The sequence below is a fragment of the Microbacterium sp. NPDC057659 genome, from assembly GCF_042799915.1.
GTDB lineage: Bacteria > Actinomycetota > Actinomycetes > Actinomycetales > Microbacteriaceae > Microbacterium.
The window spans coordinates 1,193,921-1,220,135 of record NZ_JBHVHU010000001.1 but is presented as its reverse complement, the minus strand read 5'-3'; the positions used below and the strand labels follow the sequence as shown (position 1 = coordinate 1,220,135).

Genomic DNA, 26,215 nt, shown 5'->3' with positions numbered 1-26,215 from the left:
CGCGCGTGCGATTCCCCTCACTCCCGGCGCCGTCGGTTGTTCCGGTCTCGACGGATGCGGGTGCAGTGGCGCCCGCACCCGCAGGGACCGAGACCTACGCGGTCCGTGGGTCAGGCGTCCTCGGGGACCTCGCCGTCGGAGTGCGCGGCGACCGAGCCGCGATCGACGGTGATCGTCAGAGCGGTGCCCGCCGGCGCATCCGCGGCATCCCGCAGGATCGTGCCGTTCTCGAGGTGGGCGATCGCGTAACCGCGTGCCAGGGTCGCGGCGGGGGACAGGGCGCGCAGCGAGGCGCGCAGCTCGGAGGTCGCCCTGCTCGCGGCATCCAGCCGGCGCGCGACAGTGTCGCGACCGCGGGCCGAGAGCAGCAGCACCTCCTGCGCGCGGGAGTCGATGATCGGGTCGGGGGAGCGCAGCACCGGGCGGGAGCGCAGCTGCGCGAGCTGGGCGAGGTCGTGCGAGACGCGCTGAGTGAGGCGCGTGGTCGCCCGAGCCCGCAGCTGACCGATCAGCGCGCGCTGCTCGCCGACGTCGGGGACGACGCGCTTCGCGGCATCCGTCGGGGTCGACGCGCGCAGGTCGGCGACGTCGTCGAGCAGCGGATGGTCGTTCTCGTGGCCGATCGCGCTGACGACCGGGGTGGATGCCGCGGCCACGGCCCGCACCAGCCGTTCGTCGCTGAACCCGAGCAGCGTCTGCGGGTCGCCGCCGCCGCGCGCGATGACGATCACGTCGACCTCGGGGTCGGCATCCAGTCGCTTCAACGCTGCGAGCGTCTCGGGCACGCAGCGGTCGCCCTGCACGGCCGCGTACTCGGTGCGGAAGCGCACCTGCGGCCAGCGCAGTTCGGCGTTGCGGTGCACGTCCTTCTCGGCATCCGACTTCTCGCCGGTGATCAGCCCGATCAGGTGCGGCAGGAACGGCAGCGGCTTCTTGCGCGCCGGGTCGAACAGGCCCTCGGCGCGCAGCTGCGCCCGGAGCTTCTCGAGCCGCTCCAGCTGGTCACCCAGCCCGACGTGCTTCATCGCCGACACCTGGAAGCTGAAGTCGCCGGCCTTGACGAAGTAGTCGGCCTTGACCGCCGCGATCACGTGATCGCCGACACCGAGGTCGGACGGGATGCGGCCCCGGACGCTCGACCAGATGCGCAGCGAGATCTGCGCGTCGGAGCGGCTGTCCTTCATCCGGGCGAAGACGTTGCCTGCACGCTGGTTCCACGAGGTGATCTCACCCTCGACCCAGACGGTGCCCCACTGTGCGACGAAGTCGCGGATCGTCGCGTTCAGGCGGGCCACCGAGGTCGGGGCATCCGCCGAGGACTCGCGCGGCGAGACGGAGTCGGGCGGGGGCGCCTCGCCGGGGACGGTGGCGGCTTCGAAGACGGTCATCGCTTCGATTCTCGCATCCGCTCCCGACGTGGCTCCTCAAACCCGGCTCAGTGCTTCTCGACGAACACCACCGCGGTGCGGGCGGGGATCGTGACGGTGCCGGTCGCCACATCCCACGAAGCCGTCGCCGCCACGGCATCCGCGCCCTTCGCCTGCACGGCATTCAGCGCGAAGTCGCGGCCGGACAGGCCGTCGAGCTTCTGCACGATCGGCGCGGGCGAGGAGTTGAACACCACCAGGGCGCCGTCCAGCTTCCGGTCAATGTCCTTCCCGACCGTGTCGTCGATGAGCATCGCGATCAGGCCGGGCGCGGCGTCCTTTCCGCTCGCGGGGAACGAGACCTTCTGCTCGATCAGCTTCGCGTCGCCCAGCCGCAGCAGCGGCACGGACTTCCGCACCCGCAGCAGGTCGAGGGCTGCACCCTCGGCGGCGGAGATGTCGGATGCTCCCGGCTTGAGCGCCGGGTCGGCGAGCAGCGGCGCCATGGCGCCCCACTTGTCCTTGTTGTCCGCAGCAGGCGGCAGCCCCGATCCGAACGTGGACTGCGTGCCGGTCCAGTCGATCCGGTTGAACCAGTCGCCAGAGTCGTAGCTGTTGCGGTCCAGCGACTTCGACCGCAGCAGCTCGGTGCCGGCGTGCCAGAACGCGGGTGTCTGCGCGAAGGCGACGGTCGCCAGCTGCAGCGTGTTCATGCGCACCCGGTCGGCCATCGGCGTGCCCACCGGCAGCTTCATCGTCGACAGGTCGTACAGCGTCTGGTTGTCATGCGCGTCGACGTAGCTGATGACCTCGTCGGGCTGGTCGGCGTAGCCGGCCGGTGCGCCACGGTAGTCCAGCTGGTCGCCGCGCACCGCCGTGCCGTCCGATCCGGTGAACGAGAAGCCCCGCAGGTTGCCGGCCAGACCGAGCTTCACCAGGTCGGTCTGGTGGGCGAGATCGGTCAGCTGATCGGCCGGGGTGGCCGTTCCCGGGCGCCCGTTCGGGTCGGTGCCGAGTCCGGTGCCGAAGCCCTGCGTGAAGGTCGAGCCGCCGTCGACCGGGCTGCCGCCGTGCACGGCATCCCGCAGCCGGTCGCTGAACGTGCCGATGCCGGTGCCGCCGAGCTGGCCCTGCGTGGCCTGCTCGAACAGCGCGTTGTCCGCGACCTCGCCGAAGTTCCAGCCCTCGCCGTACAGGTAGATCGCCTTGCCGTCCACGCCGTGCTTCTTGAGCGTGAGCTCGTCCAGTGCGGCACGCGCGGCGAGCATGTTCTGCTTCGAGTGGTGCCCCATCAGGTCGAACCGGAAGCCGTCGACGTGGTACTTCGACGCCCACAGCACGAGGGAGTCCACCATGAGCTTCTGCGCCATCTCGTGCTCGGTGGCGACGTTCTGGCAGCAGGTGGAGGTCTCGACCGCACCAGCCGCGTTCAGCCGCTGATAGTAGCCGGGCACGATGCGGTCCAGCACGCTGCGCTGCCCCTGACCGGCCTCCGCGGTGTGGTTGTACACCTGGTCGAGCACGACCTGCAGGCCGTCGGCGTGCAGCGCGCCCACCATCTCGCGGAACTCGCTGACGCGCGCTCCGCCCTCGGCGTCGGTCGCGTACGAGCCCTCGGGTGCCTGGTAGTGATACGGGTCGTACCCCCAGTTGAAGCCGTCCTCCGATGCTGCGGCCGCGACGCACGCCTGCTGCTTGTCTGAGTCGGCGGGCAGCGAGTCGAGGTCGCAGTCGGGCGTCTTCTGTCTGTCGCGTCGCTCCTCGATCGTGGCGATGTCGAATGTCGGCAGCAGGTGCACGGTGTTGATGCCCGCCGCCGCGAGCTGGCGCAGCTGCTTCGTGCCGGCCGAGTCGCGCGTGAACGCCTTGTACGTGCCGCGCTCGGATGCGGGCACCGACGGGTCGCCGATCGAGAAGTCGCGCACCTGCAGTTCGTAGATCGCGCGGTCCACCGGACGGTCGATCTTCGGAGCCGGCGTCTTGGCCCACTCCCTCGGCGCCCAGGTCTTGTCGTCGAGGTCGATCGCGACCGACCGCTCCGAGTTCGTCGTGAGCGCGACCGAGTACGGGTCGGTGACGGAGTTCTGCTCGATCTTCCCCGTGGTCGGCGCATACACCGACAGCAGCCAGCGGTACTGCGCACCCTGCTTCACCGGCTTGTCGCCGATCTTCGGCTTCGCGACGGTCCAGATGCCGGATGCCGCGTCGAAGGACGCCTCGATCTCGGTGGTCTTCCCGTCGGCGCCGAACACCTGCAGCGCAGCGCTCTGCGCGGTGGGCGCCCACAGCGCGAACGTCGGGCGGCTGCCCTGCCACGTCACTCCGAGTGCCTTCTTCGCACCGGCGGTCGCGTACAGGTCGTCGAGGACGCCTGGTCTCTGGACGCCGGTGAAGGCGGTGAGCGCGTCGCCGGCGCGCTGCGCGACCGCGAGCTGCCCGGTCAGCAGCGCGTGCAGCCGTTCACGCCCGAGGTCGCCGACCTTCAGAGCCAGGTACTTGTCTCCGCCGAGGGCGGGGAAACGCGCGATCTGATCCTTCGTCAGCTCTCCGCGCGTGAGCTCGACCGGGGCGGAGCCACCGTTGACGGCACCGTCGGCGACCTTCAGCGAAGCATCCGCCGAGTTCTCCAGCGTCCAGGACAGTGCGCTCGCGGCATCCGTGCCCAGCAGCGTGCGCGGCCAGGCGATGGTCTTCGCGTCGATCCACTGCGCGCGGGATTCGCCGGTGCCCGCCAGCGGCGGGTCGGCGGCGGCGATCTCGAGCACATGGGTGGCGAGGGTGTATCGGAAGGTCACCTGCTTGCCGTCGCTCGCGCTGAAGGAGTAATTGGCTCCGCCGGGTGCGCCGTCCACGCCGTAGTTCTCATCCCAGCCCAGACCGTGCGCGACCTTCGCCTCGTAGGCGCCGGTCGGGATGGACGAGGTCGTGTACTCGTACACGCCGTCCTTGTCGGAGTCGAACATCATTGTCGCCAGGCAGTCCGGCGCCCAGTCGCCGGGGCATCCGGCGGCCTTCTGGAAGGAGCCGGGGATCGTGATGATCGGTCCCTCGGCGCTCGTCGTCATCTGGTGCGTGCGCGGATCCCAGTAGAACGTGATCTTGCCGCCGGTGTGGTGGTAGGTCGCGTTCGGGCCGTCCTTGACCCCGCCGGCGCCGTAGTTCAGGTCCCATGAGCCGTTGATGGCGACCTTGTACTCGTAGTCGCCCGCAGGCAGGTCGAAGGTGCCGGTGTAGACACCGCCTGCGGCGAGCGTCAGCTTCGCCTGCTCGCAACCCGGCTGCCAGTCGCCGGCGCAGCCCATGGCGGCGTTGTGGCTGCCCGGCACTGTGACGAGGTCGATCGGGGTCTCCGGCTCGGGGGCGGCGACGAGGTTCACCGCATTGCCGACGCTGGCGTAGGAGGATGCCGCGACGCGGCGCCCTGCGGCATCCGTCGAGACCGCACGGTATTCGACGAGCGTGCCCTTCTTCAGCCCCTTCGTGTCGTGGAACACGCGCGGGGTGGTGTCCTCGGCGGTGCCGAGGTCGTGCCATGCTCCGCCGGCCACGCGCCAGGCGAAGGACGTCTCCGACCAGGCGTCCGGAACCGTCGCAGAGACGGCGGAGGTGCCGGTGACTCCGGCGCCGGACGCCGGAGCGGCCACCGCGACCGAGCCCTCGGCCGGTGCGGTCACCTTCCGGTCGGCACGCAGCACGATCGCGCTGAGTGCGGGGACCGTGATCTTCGCGGTACCGTCCGTGGCCGCGGTGACCGTGGCATCCGTGCCGTAGAGCGGCGAGAACGCGCCGGAAGCGGTGAGCGTGGGCACCGTGACGGTCTTCGCCGCCTTGGTGTTGTTCACCGCGACGAGGTGCTCGATCTTCTCCGTCCGGTCGATGCGGCTGAAAGCGTAGACGCCCGCGCCGCTGTCGGCGTAGCGTTCGATCTGCGCGCCGGTCTGCAGCGCCGGGTTCGCGGCCCGAAGCGCAGCGAGTGCGGCGATACGGGTGTACAGCGCGGTGTCGGTGCTGTACCGATCCACGCTGCCGGCCTTCGTGCCGTCGACGAGCGGCTGGTTCGCATAGTCGGCGACCTGCGTCGCGAACAGGGTCTGCCGGGCGTCCTTGTCACCGCCTGGACCGGCGAAGCCCTGCTCGTCGCCGTAGTAGACGACGGGCTGGCCGCGGGTGAGGTACATCAGCGACTGCGCGAGCTCGTCGCGCTGCAGCGGAGCATCCGTGTTCCTCAGGAAGGAGCCGATGCGGCCCATGTCATGGTTGCCGAGGAAGGTCGGCAGCGCGCTCGCCGAGGAGTGCGGCGTCGTGTAGTAGTCGTCCCCGGCGAAGAGGGCCGACAGGCCCTTCGCCGAGTTGCCGGCCGCGAAGCTGGTCGCCTGCGACTGGAAGGTGAAGTCGAGCACCGAGCTCATGTCGGTGTCGCGCACGTAGGGCGACAGCTTCACCGGGTCGGCGTCGTAGACCTCGCCGAAGGTGAAGAAGTCGTCGTTGCCGATGCTCTCGGCATGCTTCTTGATCGCGGTGGTCCACTTCTGCCAGAACTCGAAGTTCACGTGCTTGACCGTGTCGATGCGGAAGCCGTCGATGCCCATGTCGACCCAGGGCTTGTACACGTCGATGAAGCCGTTCACCACCTTCGGGTTCTCGGTCATCAGGTCGTCGAGGCCGTCGAAGTCGCCGTAGGTGACGGACTCGCCCGACCAGGTCGAGTTGCCGCGGTTGTGGTACAGCGTGGGGTCGTTCAGCCACGCCGGCACCTTGAGGTCGGCATCCGCCGCCGGCACCACAGGGGTGTACGGGAAGCTGGTCTTCGCATCCAGGGCGGGGAAGTCAGCGGTGCCCGCGTAGTCGGCGGGGTCGAAGGCCTTGCCCGCGGCATCCAGGTACGGCTTGTCCTTCTGCTCGACGTAGGAGTAGGTCTTCTGCTCGTTGTCGATGACATCTGCGGTGTGGTTGGTGATGATGTCGAAGAAGACCTTGATGCCCTTGGCGTGCGCCTCATCGATCAGCGCGGCCAGCTCGTCATTCGTGCCGAGATGCGGGTCGATCTTCGTGAAGTCGGTGATCCAGTAGCCGTGGTAGCCGGCGCTCGCGGTCGCGCCCTCGCCCTGCACCGGGCGGTTCAGGAAGCTCGGTGTCAGCCAGATGGCGGTCGTGCCGAGCCCGGCGATGTAGTCCAGGCGGTCGCGCAGTCCCTGGATGTCGCCGCCCTGGTAGAAGCCCTTGTCCGTGGGATCGAAGCCGGTGGCGAGGCGGTCGCCGTCGAGGCCGCCCCGGTCGTTCGTCGTGTCGCCGTTGGCGAACCGGTCCGTCATCACGAAGTAGAACGTGTTGTCGGCGCCCTTCTCGCGCACCGGGGCGTGCGCGAGTGCGGCATCGGTGGCCTCGTCATACGCGCCGCGGGTGCTGAGCAGTTCGAGTCCGACGCGATGCTGCGCGTCGTCGTACACGACCCGCACTCGGCTGTCGCCCTCGAGCACGAGCGGGATGTTGTCTCCGCCGCCGTTCAGGCCGTAGGCCTCGTCCCAGGAGTCGTTCACCGCGACCTTGTACTCCCAGGTGCCGGCAGGCACGGTGAACTCGGTGGCGAACACGTTCGGATCGTCCGTGACCGCGAGCTCGGTCGCCTCGCAGGCCGGCTGCCAGTCCTCCGAGCAGCCGAGCTCGGACTGCAGGCTGCCGACCAGCGCGAAGGTGCGGTCGGCGGCGGATGCCGGGACAGGGGGAAGAGCGACCAGTGCGGTCACGGCGAGGGCGCCGAGCGCCGTCGCTGCGAGGGCGCGCGTTGCGCGGGAACTCAAGGTCATCATCGACTCCAGGGGTCGGGCACGACGGCGTGCCGGGGTCCGGCGTGGATGCCGGAGGGTGCTCGTGAACCGTAGCAACGCAGACGAGCAATCTGCAAGCGTTTACAGAAAGTATCACCAGGGATGCCTTAAAGGGCTAGTGACTGGCTCGCAAGCGCTTGCAGTTCACGACCTTCCCGGCCCTCGCCAAGGCACGCGCCGATAGAATCGACCCCGTGAGCGCCGTTTCCCTGTCTGTGCCCCGCATGCCCCGTCCCCAGCGGTCAGAACCGCTTCGCGACCTGCCCGTCGACGGACCCAAGCGGGTGCTGCTCGCGGCTCCCCGCGGCTACTGCGCCGGGGTCGACCGGGCGGTCGTCGCGGTCGAGAAGGCGCTCGACCGGTTTGGTGCTCCGGTGTACGTGCGCAAGCAGATCGTGCACAACATCCACGTCGTCACCGAGCTCGAGGCCAAGGGCGCGATCTTCGTCGACGAGGTCGACGAGGTGCCCGAGGGCGCGCACGTCGTCTTCAGCGCGCACGGCGTCTCGCCCGCTGTCGTCGATGCGGCATCCGCCCGCGGCCTGAACGCGATCGACGCGACCTGCCCGCTGGTGACCAAGGTGCACCGCGAAGCAGTGCGCTTCGCGCGCGACGACTACGAGATCCTGCTGATCGGCCACGAGGGCCACGAGGAGGTCGAGGGCACGGCCGGCGAGGCGCCCGGCCACGTCACGATCGTGAACTCGCCCGACGAGGCCGACACCGTGCAGGTGAAGGACCCGTCGAAGGTGGTCTGGCTGTCGCAGACCACGCTCTCGGTCGACGAGACCATGGAGACCGTGAACAGGCTGCGTGCGCGGTTCCCCGAGCTGCACAACCCGCCGTCCGATGACATCTGCTACGCCACGCAGAACCGTCAGGTCGCGATCAAGAAGGTCGCCGCGCAGGCCGACCTGGTGATCGTGGTCGGCTCGGCGAACTCGTCCAACAGCGTGCGCCTTGTCGAGGTCGCCCTCGAGCACGGCGCGAAGGCGGCTTACCGAGTGGACTACGCCGAAGAGGTGAAGCAGGAGTGGCTCGACGGCGTGGGCACCGTGGGCGTCACCAGCGGAGCATCCGTTCCCGAGGTGCTCGTGCAGGAGGTGCTCGCTCAGTTGTCCGTCGCGGGATACAAGGACGTCGAGCAGGTGCGGACCGCGGAGGAGGACCTCATGTTCTCGCTCCCCAAGGAGCTGCGCCAGGATGCTGCGGGGCAGCGTGACGCGCGCGCTCTGGGCGGGCGAACGACTGCCGGTGAGGCATGAGCGGCGACCGTCCGCAGTACGGCGAGTACGCCACTCCCGAGGAGCAGCGTCTGGCTGCGGGGCTCCCCGCCGTGCCGCCGCCCCCGCCCGCGGCGCCTGCTCCGGCTCCGGTCGCTCCCGCGCCGGTTGCTGAGACGCCGAAACCGCGTCAGGCCGATCGCCTGATCACGATCGCGATGCTCGCCTACGGCGTGGTCAACGTGTTCTCGACGATCCCGCAGTTCCTGAACATGGGGGAGGCGCTCACCCAGGCGATGAAGATGCTCGGCATCCCCGGCGAGTTCACCAACCTGGGGCCGGCGCGCACCTGGGGCATCGTCGCCATCGTCGTGATGCTGGTCGGCTTCGCCGCCACCGTCTACGTCGCTTTCCGGCGCATCCGGGCCGCGAAGCTCGCCTGGTGGGTTCCGCTCGCCGGATTCGTCATCACGATGTTCGCCGTCTCGATGTGCATGATGGTGCCGATCATGGGTGACCCGGCCTTCATGAAGGCGTCGCTCGGCGGCTGAACCCGCTTCGATCGGAACGACAGGAACCCGGCCCCGCGTGACGCGGGACCGGGTTCTGTGATTCTCAGCGGAGAACGATCAGCGGGCGTTGCCGTTGTTGAAGTGGCCGTTGCCGTGGCCGTTCGCGTTGCCCTTGCCGTTGTTCGCACCAGGACCCTTCGCGCCGGTGCCGGGCTCGACGTGGTTGGTCTTGGTGTGCACGATGTCGAAGTAGACATCGGGCTGCGCGGCGTTCGGGACGACGCGGTAGGTGAACGTGTTCTTGTCGAGCTGCGTGATCGGGGTGACGCGGGTGAAGAGCACGTTGCCCGCGGCGTCCTTCGCGACGATGGTGCGCGCCGAGCCGTCGGCCGGCACGGTCCAGTCGCCGTGCATCTTCGGGCTGTCGTCGAGGTTGTACATCGTGAACGTGCCGTCGGCCTTGAAGTAGGCCCACCCGACGAAGTTGGCGACGTTCGCGTCGGTGAGCGCGACGCGGTTGCCGTCGGAGTCCAGGGCGCTCGTGGTCTTCCACGGGGTCGAGGTGAGCAGCTGCGAGGGGGTCAGCGTGGTCTTCGCGAAGGAGTTCGCGGAAGCGGCCGGAGCAGCGGGCGCCTCGGCGGCCATCGCGGAAGTCGGGAGGATGCTCGCGGCGGCGATCGCGATCGCGGAGGCGGTGAGCACGGAACGGCGGGAGATACGGGTGATGTTCATGTCTTCAACGCTACGAATCGGGACCGGGGCGCCACATCATCCGATCGGCTACTGCTCGGCGGACTGAAGGGCTGATCACACGCCTCCCCAGACGACTCGGGCGCCGGCCTCCCCGGTCAGCACGGTGACGACGATCGTGCCGGTGGCCGCGATCACCGCGGCGGCCGGCACGAGCATTCCGAGCAACCGCGCCGCGGTCGGGTGCTCGCGGCGCAGCCGCGGCTGCATCCGATCCCATACCGCGACGGCGAGCGCCGCGACCAGCAGCGCAATGGTCCACGGGATGAGCATGAGGCCCAGCGCCTCGTGCTGAAGGATCGCCGGTGTGTAGCCGACGGTCGCCGCGAGGTTCTGGCCCGCCAGCACCGTGACCGGCACGAGTCCGGCGACGATCACTGCCGCGACCGGTGGCGCCCAGCCCAATCGGCGGCGGGCAGCCGGCCACACGGCGGCCAGCGCGACAGCGAGCGCCGTCAGCGGAGTGAGCACGACGACAGCGTGCACGAGCAGCGGATGCAGCGGCAGACCGGCGATGCGGAACGCGTCATCGGCGAGGAAGATGTCCATAGGTGAAGAACGGACTGCACCGCGTCGAGGTTCATCTGAACCGCAGAGCGCTCCGCCTCGTTACCCGGGTGAGGAGGGATCCGTGAGCGAACAGGACGACGAACGACTGACGGCGCTGTACGAGCTGCATGCCGGCCCCATCCGGCGCTACGTGACGAGCCTCGGCAGCCGGGCATCCGCCGACGACGTCGTGCAGGAGACGTTGCTGCGCGCGTGGCGGACTCCGCGGGTGCTCGAACAGGACCCGGCGACCTCGCGCGCATGGATGTTCACCGTCGCGAGGCACATCGTGATCGATGACGCCCGCAGCGCACGGCATCGGCACGAGAACGCGGTCGCCGACCCGCCGGAGCGCGCCTCCGACGACGAGACGGATCGGCTGTTCGACGCCCTGCTCATCCAGGACGCGCTCGCCGCGGTCAGCCCCGAGCACCGCGAGGTCGTCATCGCCGCGTACTACCGCGGCCGCAGCGTCGGCGAGCTGGCCAAGGAGCTCGGCATCCCGGAGGGGACGGTCAAGTCCCGGATGCACTACGGATTGCGAGCCCTGCGGCTCGCGCTGCAGGAGAGAGGGGTGACCCGGTGAACGTCGATCACGAGCGGTACGCCACATGGGATGCGGCCTACGCGCTGGGCGCGCTCTCGGCTGCGGAGCGCGCCGAGTACGAGGAGCACCTCGCGCGCTGCGCCGCGTGCCGCGCCGCAGCGGCCGAGCTGGGGCCGACCGTGTCGCTGCTCTCGCGGCTCAGCGCCGACGAGGCACAGGCGGTCGTCGATCCGGATGCTGCGGATGCCGGACCCGTGCGCGTGCTCGCCGCCGCGCGGGCGCGCCGAAGCCGGCGCCGCCGGGTCGCGGCCTGGGCGAGCGGTGTCGCCGCTGCTGTGGTGCTCGGCGTCGTCGCGACGGTCGCGGTGCTTCTGCCCAGGCCCGCGGAGGCGATCGCTCTGGAGCCGGTCGCAGGCGCTCCGGTGTCTGCCGAGGTGGCGCTGACATCCGTGCCGTGGGGGACGAAGCTCGACCTGGTCTGCGAGTACGACGGATACGGCTCCGCCGCGGGCAAGTACATGCTCGCCGTCACGGGCATCGACGGGACGACCACCACGCTGTCCACCTGGAACGTCAAGCCGGGCGCGGCGGCGAAGCTGTCCGCGGGCACGGCGCTCGCCGCATCCGACATCCGCTCGATCGAGATCCTCGATGCCGGGGGAGCGGTCATGGTCCGTCACTCCTTCGAGTGAACCATCTCGCGTGCCGTCTCGTTTCCCGAGGAGAGGCCTCGCCGAGGCCGGACGAAGGGACGACATCATGCGCAAGGCTCTCGCGATCGGCGGCATCGCCCTCGCTCTTCTGCTGGCCGGCTGCTCCGGCGGGACCGGTGGATCGGGATCGACGTCGGGAACCGACTCCGGCTACGGGGCACCCTCGTCCGAGGGATCCTCGCCCGCGGCATCAGGCACCGACCTCAAGGTGGCGACCACGTCGCTCGGCGACGTCGTCGTCGACGGCAACGGGATGACGGCCTACATGTACGACAAGGACACGCAGGGAACGACCACCAGCTCGTGCACAGGCGAGTGCCTGGCGAAGTGGCCGCCCATCCTCTCGGCGCAGGCCGTGCCGAAGGCGGATGGAGTCACCGGGAAGCTCGGCACGATCGACACCCCCGACGGCAAGCACCAGGTCACTCTGGACGGCTGGCCGCTGTACACCTTCGCCGGCGATTCCGCCGCGGGCGACGTGAACGGCCAGGGCGTCGGCGGCATCTGGTGGGTGCTGAAGGCCGACGGCACGCTGATCCGAGGCTGACCCCTGAGACGACGGATGCCCCGGACCGTGTGGTCCGGGGCATCCGTCGTCGTGCGGTGACGTCGGTCAGCTCTGGGACTGGCCGTAGGAGCCGAGCTGGCGGGTCGACTCGACCACGCGGGCGGCCATCGCCGTCTCGGCGACCTTGCCCCAGGCGCGCGGGTCGTAGGCCTTCTTGTTGCCCACCTCGCCGTCGACCTTGAGCACGCCGTCGTAGTTCTTGAACATGTAGTCGGCGATCGCGCGAGTGTACGCGTACTGCGTGTCGGTGTCGACGTTCATCTTGATGACGCCGTTCGCGACCGCGAGTGCGATCTCCTCGTCGGTCGAGCCGGAGCCGCCGTGGAACACCAGGTCGAGCGGCTTCGCGCCGGTGTTGTACTTCGCGGCGACCTGCTGCTGGATCTCGCCCAGCAGCTCCGGCCGCAGCTTCACGCCGCCCGGCTTGTACACGCCGTGCACGTTGCCGAAGGTGAGGGCGGCGATGTAGCGGCCCTGCTCGCCGAGGCCCAGCGCCTGCACGGCCTGGTCGACGTCGGCGAAGGTCGTGTAGAGGGCGTCGTTCGAGCCCTCGTGGCGCACGCCGTCCTCCTCGCCGCCGACGACGCCGATCTCGACCTCGAGGATGGCGTTGATCGCCTTCATGCGGGGGAGCAGATCCTTGGCAATCTCGATGTTCTCGGCGAGCGGCACGGCCGAGCCGTCCCACATGTGCGACTGGAAGATCGGGTTGCGTCCGGCCTTCACCTCTTCCTCGGATGCCGCGATCAGCGGCTCGACGAAGCCGGCGAGGGCGTCCTTCGGGCAGTGGTCGGTGTGCAGCGCGACGGTCACGGGGTACGACTTGGCGACCTCGGTGGCGAACTTCGCGAAGGCGAGGGCGCCGGTGGCGCGGGCCTTCACCGTCTGGCCGGCGAAGTAGTCGGCGCCGCCGGTGGTGACCTGGATGATGCCGTCGGAGCCGGCCTCGGTCAGCCCCTGGAGGACGGCGTGGATCGTCTGCGAGCTGGAGACGTTGAACGCGGGGTAGGCGAAACCGCCGGCCTTCGCGCGATCGAGCATCTCGGCGTACTGATCCGGGGTGGCAACGGGCATGAAAACTCCTGCGATCGATGAGCGGGTTCAGGCTCACTTTAGCCGGGGAGGAGCGCGGATGCTTTCCCTGTGAAGCGCTCGGAAATCTGTCTGGTCTTCATGGATGTTAAGAACAGACTTTCCTTCGCTTGAGAGCGCGTGAAACTCGCCGATTCTGCCCGCTCGCGTCGTTATGCTGACCGGCATGGTGAGCCTCACTGCTGATCTCAGCCCTCTTCGTCCCGACCGCAACCTCGCACTCGAACTGGTGCGTGCGACGGAGGCCGCGTCGATCCGCGCGGTGCCGTACATCGGCCGCGGCGACAAGGAGGCGGCGGACGGCGCGGCCGTCGACGCGATGCGTGCATTCCTCGGCACCGTGCACTTCCAGGGCCGAGTGGTCATCGGCGAGGGCGAGAAGGACAACGCCCCGATGCTCTTCAACGGTGAGACCGTCGGCACCGGCAGCGGTCCGGAGTGCGACATCGCGGTGGATCCGATCGACGGCACCTCACTGACCGCCGCCGGACGACAGAACGCGCTCTCGGTGATCGCCGTCTCGGACCGCGGCACCATGCTCGACGCATCCAGCGTGTTCTACATGGACAAGCTCGTCACCGGACCTGCCGGCGTCGGCGTCGTCGACATCCGCCTGCCCGTCGGCGAGAACATCCGTCGTCTCGCGGCCGCGCTCGACAAGCCCGTCGACGAGATCGTCGTGTCTGTGTTGAACCGTCCGCGTCACGAGAAGCTCATAGCCGAGATCCGTGAGGCCGGCGCCGGAACCCGCCTGATGAGCGACGGCGACGTCGCGGGCGGCATCAACGCGGCCCGCCACAACGCACGCACCGACATGTGCATCGGCGTCGGCGGGAGCCCGGAGGGCATCGTGACGGCGTGCGCCATCAAGGCGCTCGGCGGGCACATCCAGGGTCGGCTGTGGCCGCGCGACGATGCCGAGCGCCAGCGCGGCATCGATGCCGGACTCGACATGGACAAGGTCTACGAGGCCGACGACCTGGTCAAGGGCAACAACACTCTCTTCGTCGCGACAGGCGTGACCGACGGGCAGCTGGTCTCGGGCGTTCGCCGGGAGGGCGGGTACGTCTACACCGAGAGCGTGGTGCTGCGCGGAGCCTCGGGCACGCTGCGCCGGATCTCGTCGGAGCACCTGGTCTCGAAGTGGCTCTGAGCGCCTGACACGACCGCCGGTACGCACTTTTCCAGGCATGCCTGGCAGAATGGGCGGGTCACGATCGCGCTTTTCGCGGTCGGAACGAGGAGGACGCACGATGACATCGCAGAAGGATCAGACCGACAAGGCTGCCCCTGCCGCCACCGTGACCACCGAGACCGGTCGCATCCTGCGGGTCAGCGACCTGCCCGAGGGCACGGTCGTGAAGCTGTCCACGCCGGCTCCGGCGGCGGGCGGCGCTGCCGCAGCCGCCGCGGCTGCCCCGATCGATCCCGCGCGTCGCGCTGACGTGCTGTTCCGCAAGCGCCGGGACGAGGGCCACGAGGTCAGTGTCTGGTGGATGATCGGTGCGTTCCTCGCGACCTCCGGCATCGTGGTCGCCCTGCTGTGGTGGGTGCCGGGCGGAGCCTGAGCGGCTCTCGCGGCGTCAGATCTCGCTGGGATCGAGGCGAGCGCGCAGCTCTCCGATGTCTGAGCGCATCTCGGACTCATCTTCCGCGCCCTCGAGCAGCTCTTCCGCGGTGAAGCGACGGGCCTGCGTCAGCACCGGCTGCGCCGGAGCCACCAGTGCCGACTGATCGATGCCGGGGAACTGACGCGCAGTGACCAGCACCCTGCTCTCCAGCGAGCCAGCGAACTTGTTGTAGCTGTCGACCGTGCGCTCCAGCGCGCGGCGCAGATCGTCCGCGTGCCCGGCGAGCGTGCCGAGGCGGTCGTAGAGCTGCGTTCCCAGGCTCAGCAGCGTGCGGGCCTCATCGGACACCTCCTGCTGCGACCAGGTGTAGGCGACGGTCTTCAGCACCGCCCACAGGTTGACGGGCGAGGCGAGGGCGATCCGCTTGCCGAACGCGTGCTCGAGCAGCGTGGGGTCTTCGTCGATCGCGGCGGCGAGCAGCGACTCGCTGGGCAGGAAGCAGATCACGAACTCGGGCCCGGCCTCGAGTCCCGACCAGTAGGCCTTCTTGGCGAGCGCGTCGATGTGCGCGCGCAGCGCCTTCACGTGCTTCTGCATGAGGGCGCGACGAGTGCCCTCATCGGCGTTCAGGCCGAGCGCGCTCGCCTCGAGATAGGCATCCAGCGGCACCTTGGCGTCGACGGCGATCGAGGCGCCGCCCGCGAGCCGGATCACCATGTCGGGGCGGCCCTGACCGCGATCGGAGCTGATCGTGGTCTGCAGGTCGAAGTCGACGTGCCGGGTCAGGCCGGCGGCCTCGACCACACGGCGCAGCTGCGCCTCGCCCCACACGCCGCGCGTCGCGGTCGAGCGGAGTGCGCCGGCGAGGGTCTCGGTGGTGGCGCGCAGCGCCTCGTCCGACTCCTGCGCCAGGCGCAGCTGCTCGCTGATCGTGCCGAACTGCACCTGGCGTTCCTGTTCCAGCGAGGTCACCGTCTGCTGCATCCGATGCAGGCTCTCGCGCACCGGTGCGATCGCGGTCAGCACGGCGTTCTCGCGCTGTGCACGTTCTGCGGCGGCCTGCTGCTCGGCGCGCGAGTGCTCGACGGCGTCGCGGTAGAGGTCGTACTGCCGGTCACGGTCGTCGCGCAGCGCCGCGACCTCGGCCTCGGCTCGTGCCAGCGCCGCGGCCGCGCGGGAGCGGGCGAAGAACCAGCCGCCGGCGGCACCGATGAGCAGCGCGATCAGCGCGAGGGCGACAGCTGAAGCATCCATGCCTCACATGATGCCGGGAGTCGCCGACATGAGCTCGCAGACGCGCTCAGGCCGCTGCGCGCTCGGCGATCAGAGGGGCGAATTCCACGACGGGAACGCTCAGCGTGCCGGAGAGCGCCTCGATGTCGACCGCGCCCGCACGGCGGGCGGCGTCGATGACGATCTGAGCGCAGGCCCTGGCATCGGCCAGCGCGTCGTGGTGCGGGAACTCGCCGAACCCAGCGGCCTCTGCAGCCTTCGGCAGCCGGTACGACTCGAGCGTGTAGGTCTTGCGGGCGACGGCCAGCGAGCACAGCGAGCGGTACGGCGGGGCGTCCAGTCCGGTCGCCTGACAGGAGCGGCGCAGCACGTTCAGATCGAAGCCCGCGTTGTGCGCGACGAGCACGTCGCCGCCGGCGAAGGCGTGCAGCCGGTCGATCTGCGCCTCCCAGGTGGGGGCGCCGACGACGTCCTCCGGACGGATGCCGTGGATGCGGACGTTCCACTCCTGGAAGTCGTCGTACCCCGCGGGCGGACGGATCAGCCATCCCGTCTGTGCGACGACCTCGCTGTCGCGGACGCGGACGAGGCCCACCTGGCAGGGCGAGGCGGGGCTGGAGTTCGCCGTCTCGAAGTCGATCGCAGTGAAGTCCAGAGCCACGTTCTCACTCTCGCCTCCCGCCTCTCGCGCGCGCTCGAGGCGCGCCGTAGGCTGGCGAGATGAGCATGAGCGAACGCGCGACATCCTTCGGAACGGCGGCCAGCAGCTATGAGGCGGGCCGCCCGGACTACCCCTTCGAAGCGGTCGCGTGGATGCTCGAACGACTTCCCGAGGGCGCTCGTCGGGTCGCAGATGTCGGCGCGGGCACAGGCAAGCTCACGCGTGTCCTCGCGGATGCCACGGACGGCGAGGTCGTCGCCGTCGACCCGGATGCCGAGATGCTGGCCGCCCTGCATGTGCAGTCCCCGCAGGTGCCGACCTTCATCGGCACGGCCGAGGCGCTGCCGCTGCCGGATGCCTCGGTCGACGCCGTCGTGATGGGGCAGGCCTGGCACTGGGTCGATCCCGTTCCGGCATCCGCCGAGATCGGTCGGGTCGTGCGCCCGGGTGGCGCGCTGGGCCTGATCTGGAACGTGCGGGACGAGCGCGTCGACTGGGTGCGCCGGCTCACCCTCATCATGAGCGGCAGCCCCGCCGAGGAGATGATCTCGGGCGACGGGCCCACGATCGCCGCGCCCTTCGGCGACGTGGAGACCCGGCGCTGGGAGTGGACGCGCACGATGAACCGCGAGCAGTTGCTGCACATGGCGCGGTCGCGCAGCTACATCATCACCGCATCCGAGGAGAAGAAGGCCGGCATCGAGCGGGGCATGCACGACCTCTTCGACGAACTGGGCGTGGTGGGCGAGCGGACGATCGAGCTTCCCTACGTCACCGCGGCCTTCCGCGCGGTGCGCGGCTGAGCCGAAGCGGCCGATGAAGCTGCTGCTGACCTCCGGCGGGGTCACGAACGAGAGCATCCGCCGCGCTCTGGTCGAGATGCTCGGGAAGCCGATCGAGGAGGCGACGGCGCTGTGCATCCCGACGGCGCAGTACGGGCATCCGATGTGCACGCCGGAGACCGGCCGTCGGTTCGTCGCAGGGCCGGACTCCATGACGGCGCTGGGATGGAAGTCGGTCGGGCTGCTCGAGCTCACCGCGCTGCCGTCGATGGGGCAGCGCTGGATCCCGTGGGTGGAGGGCGCCGACGCGCTGCTCGTCGACGGCGGTGAGGCGACCTATCTCGCGCACTGGATCCGCGCATCGGGTCTGCTCGAGGTGCTCCCGCGCCTCTCCGAGACCGTCTGGGTGGGAGTGAGCGCGGGCAGCATGGTCATGACGCCGCAGATCGGTCCCGAGTTCGTGTCCTGGGACGGATCGGAGACCGGCGACCGCACGCTCGGCCTCGTCGACTTCTCGATCTTCCCGCACCTGGACTTCCCGGACTTCCCCGAGAACACCCGCGCCCACGCGCGGAAATGGGCGGAGGGGATGGACGGCCCGGCGTACGCGATCGACGATCAGACCGCCATCCGAGTGGTGGGTGCCGACGTCAGCGTGGTCTCCGAAGGGCACTGGGAACGGCTGGAGTAGCCGCCCCCGGTAGAATCGACTCCCGTGGCTCTCACTATCGGTATCGTCGGCCTGCCCAACGTCGGCAAGTCCACCCTCTTCAACGCGCTGACCAAGAACGACGTGCTCGCGGCGAACTATCCGTTCGCGACGATCGAGCCGAACGTCGGCGTGGTGAGCCTGCCGGACCCGCGGCTGAACACGCTGGCGGACATCTTCGGCAGCGAGCGCATCCTGCCGGCGACGGTGTCGTTCGTCGACATCGCCGGCATCGTGCGCGGCGCGAGCGAGGGTGAGGGCCTGGGCAACCAGTTCCTCGCCAACATCCGTGAGGCCGACGCGATCGCGCAGGTCGTGCGCGGGTTCGCCGACGACGACGTGGTGCACGTCGACGGCGCGATCAACCCGAAGAGCGACCTCGAGACCATCAACGCCGAGCTGATGCTCGCCGACCTGCAGACGCTCGAGAAGGCGGTCCCGCGGTTCGAGAAGGAGGTCCGGGGCAAGAAGACCGATCCCTCGGTGCTCGAGGCTGCGTCCGCGGCGAAGGACGCGCTCGAGCGCGGTCAGCTGCTCTCGACCAGCGGCCTCGACCTCGCCCCGATCAAGGAGCTGGGCCTGCTCACCTCCAAGCCGGTCATCTTCGTCTTCAACGTCGACGAGGCCGTGCTGACGGATGCTGCGCGCAAGGCCGAGCTCGCCGAGCTCGTCGCGCCCGCACAGGCGATCTTCCTCGACGCGAAGATCGAGTCCGAGCTCATCGACCTCGACCCGGAGGATGCCGCGGAGCTGCTGGCCTCGACCGGCCAGGAGGAGTCCGGCCTGGACCAGCTCGCCCGCATCGGGTTCGACACCCTCGGCCTGCAGACCTACCTCACGGCGGGTCCGAAGGAGGCGCGCGCCTGGACGATCCACAAGGGCGACAAGGCCCCGCAGGCGGCCGGCGTGATCCACACCGACTTCGAGAAGGGCTTCATCAAGGCCGAGGTCATCTCGTTCCAGGATCTGGTCGACACCGGCTCGGTGGCAGAGGCCCGCGCCAAGGGCAAGGCCCGCCTCGAGGGCAAGGACTACGTCATGCAGGACGGCGACGTGGTGGAGTTCCGCTTCAACGTCTGAGCGCTTCGACGGCTCACCGGCCCGTAGCGCCGATACTCTCTTCGCATCGACCAGTGGCGAACGGAGCGCATGTACGAGGAGTACCATCCCGACTCGCGGGCCGTGGAGTGCGTGTGGCAGGCGCGGGCGACGAAGGACGAGCGCTACCTCGTCCCGGCGGTCGAGTACTGGGATCTGTGGTTCACCCGCGCACCTGACGGAGAGCTGGGCGCGGGCCTGGCGGGTCCGACTCTGGGCCACCGATGGATCAGCTCGACGATCGGGGAGCACAGCTGGGGCGTACAGCTGAAGGCTCATGTCGTCCTGCCTGGAGTGCGCAAGCAGCTCCTGCTCGGCGGTGAGCAGTCGCTCGTGGTCGAAGCCGGGCACGTCATGATCGCGCAGCATGCCGTGGTGTTCCCGGAGTTCGCCGACCTCGAGGCCTTCACCGATCGTCTTCTCGAGCTCGATGTCCTGCGCTGCGACGAGGATGTCCGGCGCATGCTCTCCGGTGACGTGGGTTACTCGGAGCGGCACCGGCAGCGCCGGGTGCGGGCCGCAACCGGACTCACGCGCAAACAGATCGAGCAGCTCTCCCGGGCTCGTGAAGCGTTCGCCCTGCTGCTGCAGGGGGTGCCGCCGAGCGAGTGCGCCGCGCGGTGCGGATTCGCGGATCAGGCCCACCTGACCCGCTCTCTGAAAGCGTTCCATGGCCAGACGCCGGCCCAGGTGCTGTCGGGCCGATGATGGCGGAAACGTTCAATACGGTCGCCGTCGCCGGGTGATCGACTGAGGGCATCGCAACCCCTACCAGTACAGGAGCAGACGATGTCCGCACCCGCCGCCCCCGAGGGCTATGCCACCGTCAACCCGTTCATCATCACGACGGACGCCGATGAACTGACCAGGTTCGTGATCGAGGTCTTCGACGGCGAGGAGCGCGCCGAGGCCCGCACGATCGATGAGGACGGGCTTCTGCTGCAGGCCGAGGTGCGGGTCGGCACGACGACCATCATGCTCGCCGAGCGCAAGCCGGACTGGCCTTTCACGCCGAGCCTGCTCCAGGTCTACGTCGACGACCTCGACGCGGCGCTCGAGCGCGCTCTCGCGCGCGGAGCGCGTGTGGTCACGAAGCCGACCGACTTCTTCGGCACGCGGTTCGCCCGTGTGCAGGACGGGAGCGCGAACCTGTGGTGGATCTGGCAGCACGGTGATGTGGTCTGGGACGGCGAGAGCGAGTGGGCGGCCGAGGGCGCCGACGAGCGATGGGACAAGGTGTCACCCGAGCTCACCTATATCCACGACACGCTGCTGGAAGCGATGTCCGGCTTGCGCGACCCGAAAGGCGCGCAGCGCTGACCAGGGCCTGCCGGCCGGATTCGCTCAATGGGATGCCGATGCCGATGCCGATGCCGATGCCGATGCCGCTGCCGGCCGTGCCCGTCAACCGGCCGATCGCTGTCGGTGGTGCTGCGTACCCTCGATGTATGGCCACCCTCGACGATCTGCGTGCCCTGGCCGCGCGACTCCCCGGCAGTGAGGAGCGTGCGACGACGGGTGGTGCGGCGTGGTTCGTGCGCAGCAAGCTGTACGCGTGGGAGTGCCACCCGTGGCCGAGCATCCCTGATCGCGTCCGTGCGATCGTGGCATCGGAGCTCGTGGTCGGCGTGAAGATCGCCGATCCGGACGACGCCCTCGCCCTCCGCGAGATGGAGCCCGGAGTCTTCCTTCCGCCGACGACCCGCTGGGGCGAGCCCAAGATCGCGTTCCGCATGGCCGCGATCGACCTCGGGCACTTCGCCGAGCTCGTGACGGAGGCCTGGCGGGTGCAGGCGCCGAACTACCTGCGCCGCGAGTTCGACGAGTCTGTCGGGCTGTGATCGCCCGCGACGACGGCCGGCCGGGTCCGGCGAGGGCAAGCACATGTCATGAACGACGGCGATGTGGTCGAGTTCCGCTTCAACGTGTGACCGGGAAGAGCAGCTCGAAGCGCTCACACACGACCGGCATCCTCGTGTCGAACTCGTAGGGCGTGTTCGCGAGCGAGCTGCGCCAGGCCCGCTCGTGCTCGGTTCGCCAGTAGGCCAGCGACCTGTCGCCCTCTCCCTCCAGACGAGCGTGCTCTGCCGTGACCTCGTCGAACGGGACGATCTCGACCTCTGTCGTGCGGATCAGCGCCCGCGGCTCACCGCCGCCGTCGAGCACGATCGCGAGATCGCCGGTGTGGGGAAGCGGGGCGCCGTCGACCTCGAACTCCCGCTGCGCGCTCGCCATCGCCGTCTTCGCACCACGGAGGGTCAGGGCGAGCAGCTCGTCCGCGAGCGTCGGAGAATCGCCGAACGACCATGCGGGCGGTGCTTCGGTCCCGGCCGGTGCCCCGGACGATCGCCAGAACTGTTCTATCCGCTGTCCCCGATCCACAGCACCACCCTGCCGTGCGGGGACCAGCGTCGATCTCACTTGCTGTCGCGAAGACGGCGCGGAGCCGTCGCGCGGTGACGGGACGGGGCCAGGATGTAACCATGAGCGCGGAGCAGACGACCCCAGGTGAAGAGATCGATGCGATCATCGCCGCTGCCGGCGGATGGAAGGGGGAGATGCTCTCCCGGATACGCCGCATCATCGTCAGCGCGGACGCGGACATCGTCGAGGACATCAAGTGGCGGAAGCCGTCGAAGCCGGAGGGCGTCGCCACCTGGGTGTGCAAGGGGAACGTCTGCCTGGCGGACCTGCTGAAGAAGGCCGTGCGGCTGACCTTTCCTCAGGGGGCTCAGCTGGACGATCCGGCCGGCCTCTTCAACGCGCGGCTGGACGGCGCCGCCGTTCGCGCGATCGACTTCTTCGAGGGTGCGGAGATCGACGAAGCGCATCTTCGCGAACTCGTGCGCGAAGCGGTCGCGGCGAACCGGTGAGTTCCCGGCCTCAAGCGCTCGCGCGCGGGCCATCCGCGGATGCTACGCCGCCGCGACGGTGAGCGCGGCGGCGTAGTTGCGCATCGAGCGCTGATAGCGCGGCAGGCCGTCGATCTGCGCCTCGATCGAGACGCGCAGCGCCTCGTCCTTCCGGCCGGCGCTGTGCAGCGCAAGGGCCAGGACGATGCGCGGCGCGGACCCCGTCGACGCGTGCGTCGGTGCTGCGCGCAGCACCTCGATCGCCTCGTCGAGACGCCCGAGATTGCGCAACGTCGATCCGTACTGCACGGCGAGCTGCGCATGGCGCGCGTCGTCGAGGCCGAGCTCCAGGGCGCGCTCGTACTCGACGCCCGCCTCGGCCTCGAAGCCCATCGAGTCGTACATGCCGGCCAGTTCGAAGGCCGCTCGGCCGTCGGCGGCCGGGCAGGACTCGGCCAGCTCGCGCATCGCCGACACGCCCTCCTCACGACCGAAGTCGTCGAAGCGCTCCCAGAGGCTCGCGACGGATGCCTCCCACTGCTCGATGGTGACCGTCATGCTCCCATCCTGTCAGGCTGATCGGCACGGAGCCGGGAGGAGTTCGGCAGGTTCGCGCAGCTCGACGCGCATGACCCTTGACCGGGCCGATCGAGGTCGACATGTCAGGCTGGGATGGTGGCTTCTCCTCGGACGCTGACGCGTCGTCTCGTCCTCGCGACGGCCGCGCTCATGACCGTCGCGGCCGGGCTCGCCGTGCATCTGCTCGCGCCGCCGGGAGTCGTCATCGACGCGGTGGGCGACATCCTCTACGCCGTGCTGATCACGCTGCTCGTCCTCTTCGTCGCGCCGCAGGCGCGCTGGTGGGTGACCGCGGCGTTCTCGCTGGCCTGGTGCTTCGGCGTGGAACTGCTGCAGCTCACCTCATGGCCCGCTCAATGGGCGGCATCCTTCCCACCCGTACGACTGGTCTTCGGACTCGGCTTCTCGCCGTGGGATCTGCTCTGGTACGCGGCAGGTGTCGCGCTCGTCGTCGCGATCGACGGTCTGTTGATCCGCGGCCGACGTGCAAGGCTGGATGCGTGAACGTCCGCCCGCTCAGCGATCCCGACGAGTATCCGCGCCTCGTGCAGATCTGGCGCAGTGCCGTCGACGCGACGCATGACTTCCTCGCCGCAGAGCATCGCGACGACATCGAGGCGCACCTCGCCTCGGACTACCTGCCGCATGTCGACGTCTTCGTCGCGGAGCGTGACGGACGCATCGTCGGATTCGCCGGGATCGCGGATGACAGGCTGGAGATGCTGTTCGTCGACGCACAGGAGCGCGGCCGCGGCGCCGGCAGCGCACTGCTGTCCTTCGCGCTCCACCACGGCGTGACCTCGGTCGACGTCAACGAGCAGAACACGCAGGCCGTGGGGTTCTACGGGCGACGCGGCTTCACCGCGGTCGGGCGCAGCGCGCTCGACGACCAGGGCCGACCGTACCCGCTGCTGCACCTGCGGCACGATGCACCGGCGCCGCGGGGATCCAGGAGAATCTTCGGATGACATCCGTCCAGACCCTGAGCGAGACCGACCGACGTGCCATCGCCCGCTGGGCACTGGCCTGCGCGGAGCGCGTGCTGCCCCTGTTCGAGGCGGATGCCGCGGCGGAGGAGGCTATCCGTGACGCCGTCGACCGCACGCGCGCGTACAGCGCGGGCGCGGGCAGCAGCGCTGAGGAGATCAGGAAGCGCCTGATCGCGGGAAGGGCGGCGAACGCCGCATCCACTCCCGCCGGAACCGCGGCGGCGAGGTCCGTCGCACAGGCCGCAGCCGTCGCGCACATGGGCGCGCACGCGCTGGGCGCCGCGGCATACGCGGTGAAGGCCGTATCGCTGACGGATGCTGCGACACCGGAGCGCGTGCAGGAGGAGATCGACTGGCAGCTGGCGGAGATGACCGACGCTGAGCGGGCAGCGCTGCGGCTGCTCCCGCAGCTCGGCTCGGACGCCTCGGGGCCGCTCGGCGAGGGCCTGTTCGCGCGTGGCATCCTCGGCGACACGATCCGTCAGCTCCAGGACCGGATGGCCGGGACGGGGCGGCCGGTAGCCTCGATCGAGGGAGAGCCACGATGACCACACTGAGCCTCGAGGAGGCGCGGCGGGTGCTGGCGGCGCAGCCGTTCAGCGTGCTGCTCGGCACCGTCCTGACCCGGTTCGACGAGGACGGGATCGCCCTCGAGGTCGAGGTGGGCCCGCAGCTGCTGCAGCAGCACGGTTACGTGCACGGCGGCGTGCTCTGCTACCTGGCCGACAACGCGCTCACATTCGCCGGAGGGCTGGCTCTCGGCCCCGATGTGCTCACCTCCGGGGTCAACCTCACCTACCTGCGTCCGGCGCAGGGGGATCGGCTGATCGCGCGCGCGACCACGCAGGGCAGCACCTCGCGCACCGCGGTGACGCAGGTCGAGATCCACGTGCAGGGCGCCGACGGCGAGTACCTGTGCGCCGTCGGCACCGGCACCATCAGCGCGATGAAGCGCTGAGCCCTCAGTAGACCCGGCGGATCTGCTGGGGCCAGCCACAGGCCTCGGCGACCCTGCCGCCCCACATCCGAGCAGTCTCCTCGTCGGGGACGTCGACGAGGGTGAAGCCTCCGACGTACTGGTCGTCCGGGGCGTACAGCCCGGTGCCGAACTCCAGCGTGCCGCCGGTGTCGTCAGCGATGATCGCCGAGGCGACGTCCTCGTCCACGCCGGCGGCGAAGATGAGCACGCCGGCATCCTTCATGTCGTCGACGACGGCATTGCAGAGTCGCCCGCGCTCGGCGAACCACTCCTCGGGGTGGTCGCCCACCCACTGCTGGTTGAAGTAGATGATGTACTGGCTCATCGTCGTTCTCCTATCGTCATCGACGGGTGAGGGTGAGATGCGTCACGCCGCTCGGCGATGACACGGACTCGACGTCGTAGCGCTCCTCGAGCGCCTCCAGGTCGTCCCAGAGCCGCTCGCCTCGGCCGAGCAGGATCGGGACCTGAACGATGTGCGCGACGTCCACGAGCCCTGCTGCGAGGAATTCCCTCAGCATCGTCACGCCACCGCCGATCCGCACGTCGAGGTCACCGGCGGCATCCTTCGCGAGGGCGAGAACCTCCTGCGGGGTCCCGTCGACGAAGTGGAACACGGTGCCGCCGTCCATCTCGATGGAGGGGCGCGGATGGTGGGTGAGCACGTAGACAGGCGTGTGGAACGGCGGATTCGGCCCCCACCAGCCCCGCCACTCGTCGGCGGTGCCGATACCGCTCCACGGACCGGTCGAGGCGCTGAACTTGCCGCGGCCCATGATCTCGGCGCCGAACCCGATCCCGTGCTGTTCGGCGAAGGCGTTGTCGACTCCGGTGGAGCCGCCCGATTCTCCGACCATCGAGCGCCAGAACCTGGTGGCGAACATCCACTGGTGCAGCCGCTCGCCCGCGTGGCCGAACGGCGCTTCGAGGGTGAGACCCTCGCCGGTGCCGAAGCCGTCGAGCGAGATGGAGAAGTTATTGACGCGTACCCGTGACATCGAAGCCTCCACGAAGAGTGATTGCAGATTGCAACCTGATCTCGGTAACGTACCCTTAAGCAGTTGTCAGTTGCAAGCACTAATTCCGCAGGAGGCGAGCGATGCCGGCAGCCCCCCGATCCGGGTGCGCGATCAACGCCGCCGTCGAAGTTCTCGGCGACCCCTGGGCGATGCTGGTGCTGCGCGACATCATGTTCGGCAACCGCCGGTACTTCCGTGAGCTCCTCGCCGGGTCCGAGGAGGGCATCGCCTCGAACATCCTCGCCAGCAGGCTCAAGCGGCTCGTCGAGGCCGGTCTTCTCACCCGCGACGACGCGCAGCGCGGACAGCGGGCCGCGTACTCGCTCACGGAATCCGGCATCCAGGTGCTCCCGGTGATGGTCGCCCTCGGCAACTGGGGGCTCGCGCACCGCACCGGCGAGCGCCGGCTTCGGGTACGCGCGGAACTTCTCCGCGACGGCGGCCCGGAACTGGTGGAGGCGCTGATGGACGAGCTCCGCGAGCTCCACCTCGGCGTCCCGCGGCCCGACCCCGACGCGCCTCGTCCCAGCGCGCAGCTGATGGCCGCGTACGAGCTCGCGGTCCGAGAGGCCCCAGCCGCGCCCGAGTGACCGGTAG

The 26,215-nt window shown here is 69.5% G+C and carries 30 protein-coding genes; 19 read left to right on the top strand and 11 right to left on the bottom strand.

The window, feature by feature from the left end; all coding sequences use genetic code 11:
• Positions 1 to 110 precede the first annotated feature (110 nt).
• The gene (gene xseA / locus ACFVAE_RS05840) at positions 111 to 1,388 is read right to left on the bottom strand and encodes an exodeoxyribonuclease VII large subunit (protein WP_378888996.1); all 1,278 of its coding nucleotides are present in this window, start codon (positions 1,386 to 1,388) and stop codon (positions 111 to 113) included.
• 47 nt (positions 1,389 to 1,435) lie between these two features.
• Positions 1,436 to 7,171, bottom strand: a complete 5,736-nt coding sequence (pulA, locus tag ACFVAE_RS05835) for a pullulanase-type alpha-1,6-glucosidase (RefSeq protein WP_378888993.1) — start codon at positions 7,169 to 7,171, stop codon at positions 1,436 to 1,438.
• 245 nt (positions 7,172 to 7,416) lie between these two features.
• On the opposite strand from pulA, the gene ACFVAE_RS05830 reads away from it, so the two are divergent.
• The gene (locus ACFVAE_RS05830; protein ID WP_378890507.1) at positions 7,417 to 8,457 is read left to right on the top strand and encodes a 4-hydroxy-3-methylbut-2-enyl diphosphate reductase; all 1,041 of its coding nucleotides are present in this window, start codon (positions 7,417 to 7,419) and stop codon (positions 8,455 to 8,457) included.
• Positions 8,454 to 8,966, top strand: coding sequence for a DUF6264 family protein (locus tag ACFVAE_RS05825; RefSeq protein WP_378888990.1), 513 nt, complete (start codon positions 8,454 to 8,456; stop codon positions 8,964 to 8,966). The genes ACFVAE_RS05830 and ACFVAE_RS05825 overlap by 4 nt, the downstream gene beginning before the upstream one ends.
• 78 nt (positions 8,967 to 9,044) lie before the next feature.
• On the opposite strand, the gene ACFVAE_RS05820 is transcribed toward ACFVAE_RS05825, so the two are convergent.
• Positions 9,045 to 9,659: a DUF4822 domain-containing protein gene (locus tag ACFVAE_RS05820; protein WP_378888988.1), complete on the bottom strand. Its 615-nt coding sequence runs from the start codon at positions 9,657 to 9,659 to the stop codon at positions 9,045 to 9,047.
• A gap of 75 nt (positions 9,660 to 9,734) precedes the next feature.
• On the bottom strand, positions 9,735 to 10,226 hold the full coding sequence (locus ACFVAE_RS05815) for a DUF2231 domain-containing protein (protein ID WP_378888986.1): 492 nt from the start codon (positions 10,224 to 10,226) through the stop codon (positions 9,735 to 9,737).
• A gap of 82 nt (positions 10,227 to 10,308) precedes the next feature.
• On the opposite strand from ACFVAE_RS05815, the gene ACFVAE_RS05810 reads away from it, so the two are divergent.
• The 3 genes from ACFVAE_RS05810 (at position 10,309) to ACFVAE_RS05800 (ending at position 12,033) form a co-directional block, all read left to right on the top strand.
• Positions 10,309 to 10,812, top strand: coding sequence for a sigma-70 family RNA polymerase sigma factor (locus tag ACFVAE_RS05810; RefSeq protein ID WP_378888983.1), 504 nt, complete (start codon positions 10,309 to 10,311; stop codon positions 10,810 to 10,812).
• Complete coding sequence (locus ACFVAE_RS05805) at positions 10,809 to 11,465, top strand: zf-HC2 domain-containing protein (protein WP_378888980.1); 657 nt, start codon at positions 10,809 to 10,811, stop codon at positions 11,463 to 11,465. Before ACFVAE_RS05810 ends, ACFVAE_RS05805 begins: the two co-directional genes overlap by 4 nt.
• A 67-nt stretch (positions 11,466 to 11,532) precedes the next feature.
• Positions 11,533 to 12,033: a hypothetical protein gene (locus ACFVAE_RS05800; protein ID WP_378888978.1), complete on the top strand. Its 501-nt coding sequence runs from the start codon at positions 11,533 to 11,535 to the stop codon at positions 12,031 to 12,033.
• A 66-nt stretch (positions 12,034 to 12,099) separates the two neighbouring features.
• Here the strand turns inward: ACFVAE_RS05800 and fbaA are convergent, their stop codons facing one another.
• The gene (gene fbaA / locus ACFVAE_RS05795; RefSeq protein WP_378888975.1) at positions 12,100 to 13,128 is read right to left on the bottom strand and encodes a class II fructose-bisphosphate aldolase; all 1,029 of its coding nucleotides are present in this window, start codon (positions 13,126 to 13,128) and stop codon (positions 12,100 to 12,102) included.
• A gap of 184 nt (positions 13,129 to 13,312) precedes the next feature.
• Between fbaA and glpX the strand changes: the two genes are divergently transcribed.
• Together glpX and ACFVAE_RS05785 are read left to right on the top strand one after the other, a co-directional pair.
• Positions 13,313 to 14,299 carry a class II fructose-bisphosphatase gene (glpX, locus tag ACFVAE_RS05790; RefSeq protein ID WP_378858116.1) on the top strand — a complete coding sequence of 329 codons (987 nt, stop codon included), beginning with the start codon at positions 13,313 to 13,315 and terminating at the stop codon, positions 14,297 to 14,299.
• A 100-nt stretch (positions 14,300 to 14,399) separates the two neighbouring features.
• On the top strand, positions 14,400 to 14,714 hold the full coding sequence (locus ACFVAE_RS05785; protein ID WP_378888973.1) for a hypothetical protein: 315 nt from the start codon (positions 14,400 to 14,402) through the stop codon (positions 14,712 to 14,714).
• 15 nt (positions 14,715 to 14,729) lie between these two features.
• Here ACFVAE_RS05785 and ACFVAE_RS05780 read toward each other — a convergent pair whose 3' ends face one another.
• The gene (locus tag ACFVAE_RS05780; RefSeq protein ID WP_378888971.1) at positions 14,730 to 15,971 is read right to left on the bottom strand and encodes a DNA recombination protein RmuC; all 1,242 of its coding nucleotides are present in this window, start codon (positions 15,969 to 15,971) and stop codon (positions 14,730 to 14,732) included.
• Positions 15,972 to 16,017: 46 nt separating this feature from the next.
• The gene (locus ACFVAE_RS05775) at positions 16,018 to 16,611 is read right to left on the bottom strand and encodes a 3'-5' exonuclease (RefSeq protein WP_378888969.1); all 594 of its coding nucleotides are present in this window, start codon (positions 16,609 to 16,611) and stop codon (positions 16,018 to 16,020) included.
• Positions 16,612 to 16,670: 59 nt separating this feature from the next.
• On the opposite strand from ACFVAE_RS05775, the gene ACFVAE_RS05770 reads away from it, so the two are divergent.
• From ACFVAE_RS05770 to ACFVAE_RS05745, 6 genes are all read left to right on the top strand, one after another.
• Positions 16,671 to 17,414, top strand: a complete 744-nt coding sequence (locus ACFVAE_RS05770; RefSeq protein ID WP_378888966.1) for a class I SAM-dependent methyltransferase — start codon at positions 16,671 to 16,673, stop codon at positions 17,412 to 17,414.
• Between the two features lie 13 nt (positions 17,415 to 17,427).
• Positions 17,428 to 18,084, top strand: a complete 657-nt coding sequence (locus tag ACFVAE_RS05765; protein ID WP_378888963.1) for a Type 1 glutamine amidotransferase-like domain-containing protein — start codon at positions 17,428 to 17,430, stop codon at positions 18,082 to 18,084.
• A 24-nt stretch (positions 18,085 to 18,108) separates the two neighbouring features.
• On the top strand, positions 18,109 to 19,182 hold the full coding sequence (gene ychF / locus ACFVAE_RS05760) for a redox-regulated ATPase YchF (protein ID WP_378888960.1): 1,074 nt from the start codon (positions 18,109 to 18,111) through the stop codon (positions 19,180 to 19,182).
• Positions 19,183 to 19,251: 69 nt separating this feature from the next.
• Positions 19,252 to 19,908: a helix-turn-helix domain-containing protein gene (locus tag ACFVAE_RS05755; RefSeq protein ID WP_378888958.1), complete on the top strand. Its 657-nt coding sequence runs from the start codon at positions 19,252 to 19,254 to the stop codon at positions 19,906 to 19,908.
• A gap of 81 nt (positions 19,909 to 19,989) precedes the next feature.
• Positions 19,990 to 20,520, top strand: a complete 531-nt coding sequence (locus ACFVAE_RS05750) for a VOC family protein (RefSeq protein ID WP_378888956.1) — start codon at positions 19,990 to 19,992, stop codon at positions 20,518 to 20,520.
• A gap of 128 nt (positions 20,521 to 20,648) precedes the next feature.
• Positions 20,649 to 21,041, top strand: a complete 393-nt coding sequence (locus tag ACFVAE_RS05745; RefSeq protein ID WP_378888954.1) for a hypothetical protein — start codon at positions 20,649 to 20,651, stop codon at positions 21,039 to 21,041.
• A 79-nt stretch (positions 21,042 to 21,120) separates the two neighbouring features.
• Here ACFVAE_RS05745 and ACFVAE_RS05740 read toward each other — a convergent pair whose 3' ends face one another.
• On the bottom strand, positions 21,121 to 21,582 hold the full coding sequence (locus ACFVAE_RS05740; protein ID WP_378888952.1) for an ASCH domain-containing protein: 462 nt from the start codon (positions 21,580 to 21,582) through the stop codon (positions 21,121 to 21,123).
• 74 nt (positions 21,583 to 21,656) lie between these two features.
• On the opposite strand from ACFVAE_RS05740, the gene ACFVAE_RS05735 reads away from it, so the two are divergent.
• Positions 21,657 to 22,073 carry a DUF1801 domain-containing protein gene (locus tag ACFVAE_RS05735; protein ID WP_378888949.1) on the top strand — a complete coding sequence of 139 codons (417 nt, stop codon included), beginning with the start codon at positions 21,657 to 21,659 and terminating at the stop codon, positions 22,071 to 22,073.
• Positions 22,074 to 22,115: 42 nt separating this feature from the next.
• Here the strand turns inward: ACFVAE_RS05735 and ACFVAE_RS05730 are convergent, their stop codons facing one another.
• Positions 22,116 to 22,610: a tetratricopeptide repeat protein gene (locus ACFVAE_RS05730; RefSeq protein WP_378888946.1), complete on the bottom strand. Its 495-nt coding sequence runs from the start codon at positions 22,608 to 22,610 to the stop codon at positions 22,116 to 22,118.
• Positions 22,611 to 22,727: 117 nt separating this feature from the next.
• On the opposite strand from ACFVAE_RS05730, the gene ACFVAE_RS05725 reads away from it, so the two are divergent.
• Genes ACFVAE_RS05725 through ACFVAE_RS05710 form a run of 4 tightly spaced genes read left to right on the top strand, consistent with a single transcriptional unit; the run spans position 22,728 to position 24,578 of the window.
• On the top strand, positions 22,728 to 23,135 hold the full coding sequence (locus ACFVAE_RS05725) for a DUF2809 domain-containing protein (protein ID WP_378888943.1): 408 nt from the start codon (positions 22,728 to 22,730) through the stop codon (positions 23,133 to 23,135).
• A complete protein-coding gene (locus tag ACFVAE_RS05720) occupies positions 23,132 to 23,599 on the top strand; it encodes an acetyltransferase (RefSeq protein ID WP_378888941.1) in 468 nt (155 codons plus the stop codon). The genes ACFVAE_RS05725 and ACFVAE_RS05720 overlap by 4 nt, the downstream gene beginning before the upstream one ends.
• Entirely contained in the window at positions 23,596 to 24,168 is a 573-nt protein-coding gene (locus tag ACFVAE_RS05715) for a putative immunity protein (protein WP_378888938.1), read from the top strand. The genes ACFVAE_RS05720 and ACFVAE_RS05715 overlap by 4 nt, the downstream gene beginning before the upstream one ends.
• Complete coding sequence (locus ACFVAE_RS05710) at positions 24,165 to 24,578, top strand: PaaI family thioesterase (RefSeq protein ID WP_378888936.1); 414 nt, start codon at positions 24,165 to 24,167, stop codon at positions 24,576 to 24,578. Before ACFVAE_RS05715 ends, ACFVAE_RS05710 begins: the two co-directional genes overlap by 4 nt.
• A 4-nt stretch (positions 24,579 to 24,582) precedes the next feature.
• Here the strand turns inward: ACFVAE_RS05710 and ACFVAE_RS05705 are convergent, their stop codons facing one another.
• Both ACFVAE_RS05705 and ACFVAE_RS05700 read right to left on the bottom strand, forming a co-directional pair.
• Positions 24,583 to 24,924, bottom strand: a complete 342-nt coding sequence (locus ACFVAE_RS05705; protein WP_378888933.1) for a YciI family protein — start codon at positions 24,922 to 24,924, stop codon at positions 24,583 to 24,585.
• A gap of 16 nt (positions 24,925 to 24,940) precedes the next feature.
• Complete coding sequence (locus ACFVAE_RS05700; protein ID WP_378888930.1) at positions 24,941 to 25,597, bottom strand: dihydrofolate reductase family protein; 657 nt, start codon at positions 25,595 to 25,597, stop codon at positions 24,941 to 24,943.
• A 101-nt stretch (positions 25,598 to 25,698) separates the two neighbouring features.
• Between ACFVAE_RS05700 and ACFVAE_RS05695 the strand changes: the two genes are divergently transcribed.
• Positions 25,699 to 26,208, top strand: coding sequence for a winged helix-turn-helix transcriptional regulator (locus ACFVAE_RS05695; RefSeq protein WP_378888927.1), 510 nt, complete (start codon positions 25,699 to 25,701; stop codon positions 26,206 to 26,208).
• Positions 26,209 to 26,215 lie beyond the last annotated feature (7 nt).

What these genes read in the sequence shown, in the direction of transcription:
- xseA (WP_378888996.1), bottom strand. Translation starts at nt 1,388, where the DNA reads ATGACCGTCTTCGAAGCCGCCACCGTCCCCGGCGAGGCGCCCCCGCCC.
- pulA (WP_378888993.1), bottom strand. Translation starts at nt 7,171, where the DNA reads ATGACCTTGAGTTCCCGCGCAACGCGCGCCCTCGCAGCGACGGCGCTC.
- ACFVAE_RS05830 (WP_378890507.1), top strand. Translation starts at nt 7,417, where the DNA reads ATGCCCCGTCCCCAGCGGTCAGAACCGCTTCGCGACCTGCCCGTCGAC.
- ACFVAE_RS05825 (WP_378888990.1), top strand. Translation starts at nt 8,454, where the DNA reads ATGAGCGGCGACCGTCCGCAGTACGGCGAGTACGCCACTCCCGAGGAG.
- ACFVAE_RS05820 (WP_378888988.1), bottom strand. Translation starts at nt 9,659, where the DNA reads ATGAACATCACCCGTATCTCCCGCCGTTCCGTGCTCACCGCCTCCGCG.
- ACFVAE_RS05815 (WP_378888986.1), bottom strand. Translation starts at nt 10,226, where the DNA reads ATGGACATCTTCCTCGCCGATGACGCGTTCCGCATCGCCGGTCTGCCG.
- ACFVAE_RS05800 (WP_378888978.1), top strand. Translation starts at nt 11,533, where the DNA reads ATGCGCAAGGCTCTCGCGATCGGCGGCATCGCCCTCGCTCTTCTGCTG.
- fbaA (WP_378888975.1), bottom strand. Translation starts at nt 13,128, where the DNA reads ATGCCCGTTGCCACCCCGGATCAGTACGCCGAGATGCTCGATCGCGCG.
- glpX (WP_378858116.1), top strand. Translation starts at nt 13,313, where the DNA reads ATGGTGAGCCTCACTGCTGATCTCAGCCCTCTTCGTCCCGACCGCAAC.
- ACFVAE_RS05785 (WP_378888973.1), top strand. Translation starts at nt 14,400, where the DNA reads ATGACATCGCAGAAGGATCAGACCGACAAGGCTGCCCCTGCCGCCACC.
- ACFVAE_RS05780 (WP_378888971.1), bottom strand. Translation starts at nt 15,971, where the DNA reads ATGGATGCTTCAGCTGTCGCCCTCGCGCTGATCGCGCTGCTCATCGGT.
- ACFVAE_RS05770 (WP_378888966.1), top strand. Translation starts at nt 16,671, where the DNA reads ATGAGCATGAGCGAACGCGCGACATCCTTCGGAACGGCGGCCAGCAGC.
- ACFVAE_RS05765 (WP_378888963.1), top strand. Translation starts at nt 17,428, where the DNA reads ATGAAGCTGCTGCTGACCTCCGGCGGGGTCACGAACGAGAGCATCCGC.
- ACFVAE_RS05755 (WP_378888958.1), top strand. Translation starts at nt 19,252, where the DNA reads ATGTACGAGGAGTACCATCCCGACTCGCGGGCCGTGGAGTGCGTGTGG.
- ACFVAE_RS05750 (WP_378888956.1), top strand. Translation starts at nt 19,990, where the DNA reads ATGTCCGCACCCGCCGCCCCCGAGGGCTATGCCACCGTCAACCCGTTC.
- ACFVAE_RS05745 (WP_378888954.1), top strand. Translation starts at nt 20,649, where the DNA reads ATGGCCACCCTCGACGATCTGCGTGCCCTGGCCGCGCGACTCCCCGGC.
- ACFVAE_RS05730 (WP_378888946.1), bottom strand. Translation starts at nt 22,610, where the DNA reads ATGACGGTCACCATCGAGCAGTGGGAGGCATCCGTCGCGAGCCTCTGG.
- ACFVAE_RS05715 (WP_378888938.1), top strand. Translation starts at nt 23,596, where the DNA reads ATGACATCCGTCCAGACCCTGAGCGAGACCGACCGACGTGCCATCGCC.
- ACFVAE_RS05710 (WP_378888936.1), top strand. Translation starts at nt 24,165, where the DNA reads ATGACCACACTGAGCCTCGAGGAGGCGCGGCGGGTGCTGGCGGCGCAG.
- ACFVAE_RS05705 (WP_378888933.1), bottom strand. Translation starts at nt 24,924, where the DNA reads ATGAGCCAGTACATCATCTACTTCAACCAGCAGTGGGTGGGCGACCAC.
- ACFVAE_RS05700 (WP_378888930.1), bottom strand. Translation starts at nt 25,597, where the DNA reads ATGTCACGGGTACGCGTCAATAACTTCTCCATCTCGCTCGACGGCTTC.
- ACFVAE_RS05695 (WP_378888927.1), top strand. Translation starts at nt 25,699, where the DNA reads ATGCCGGCAGCCCCCCGATCCGGGTGCGCGATCAACGCCGCCGTCGAA.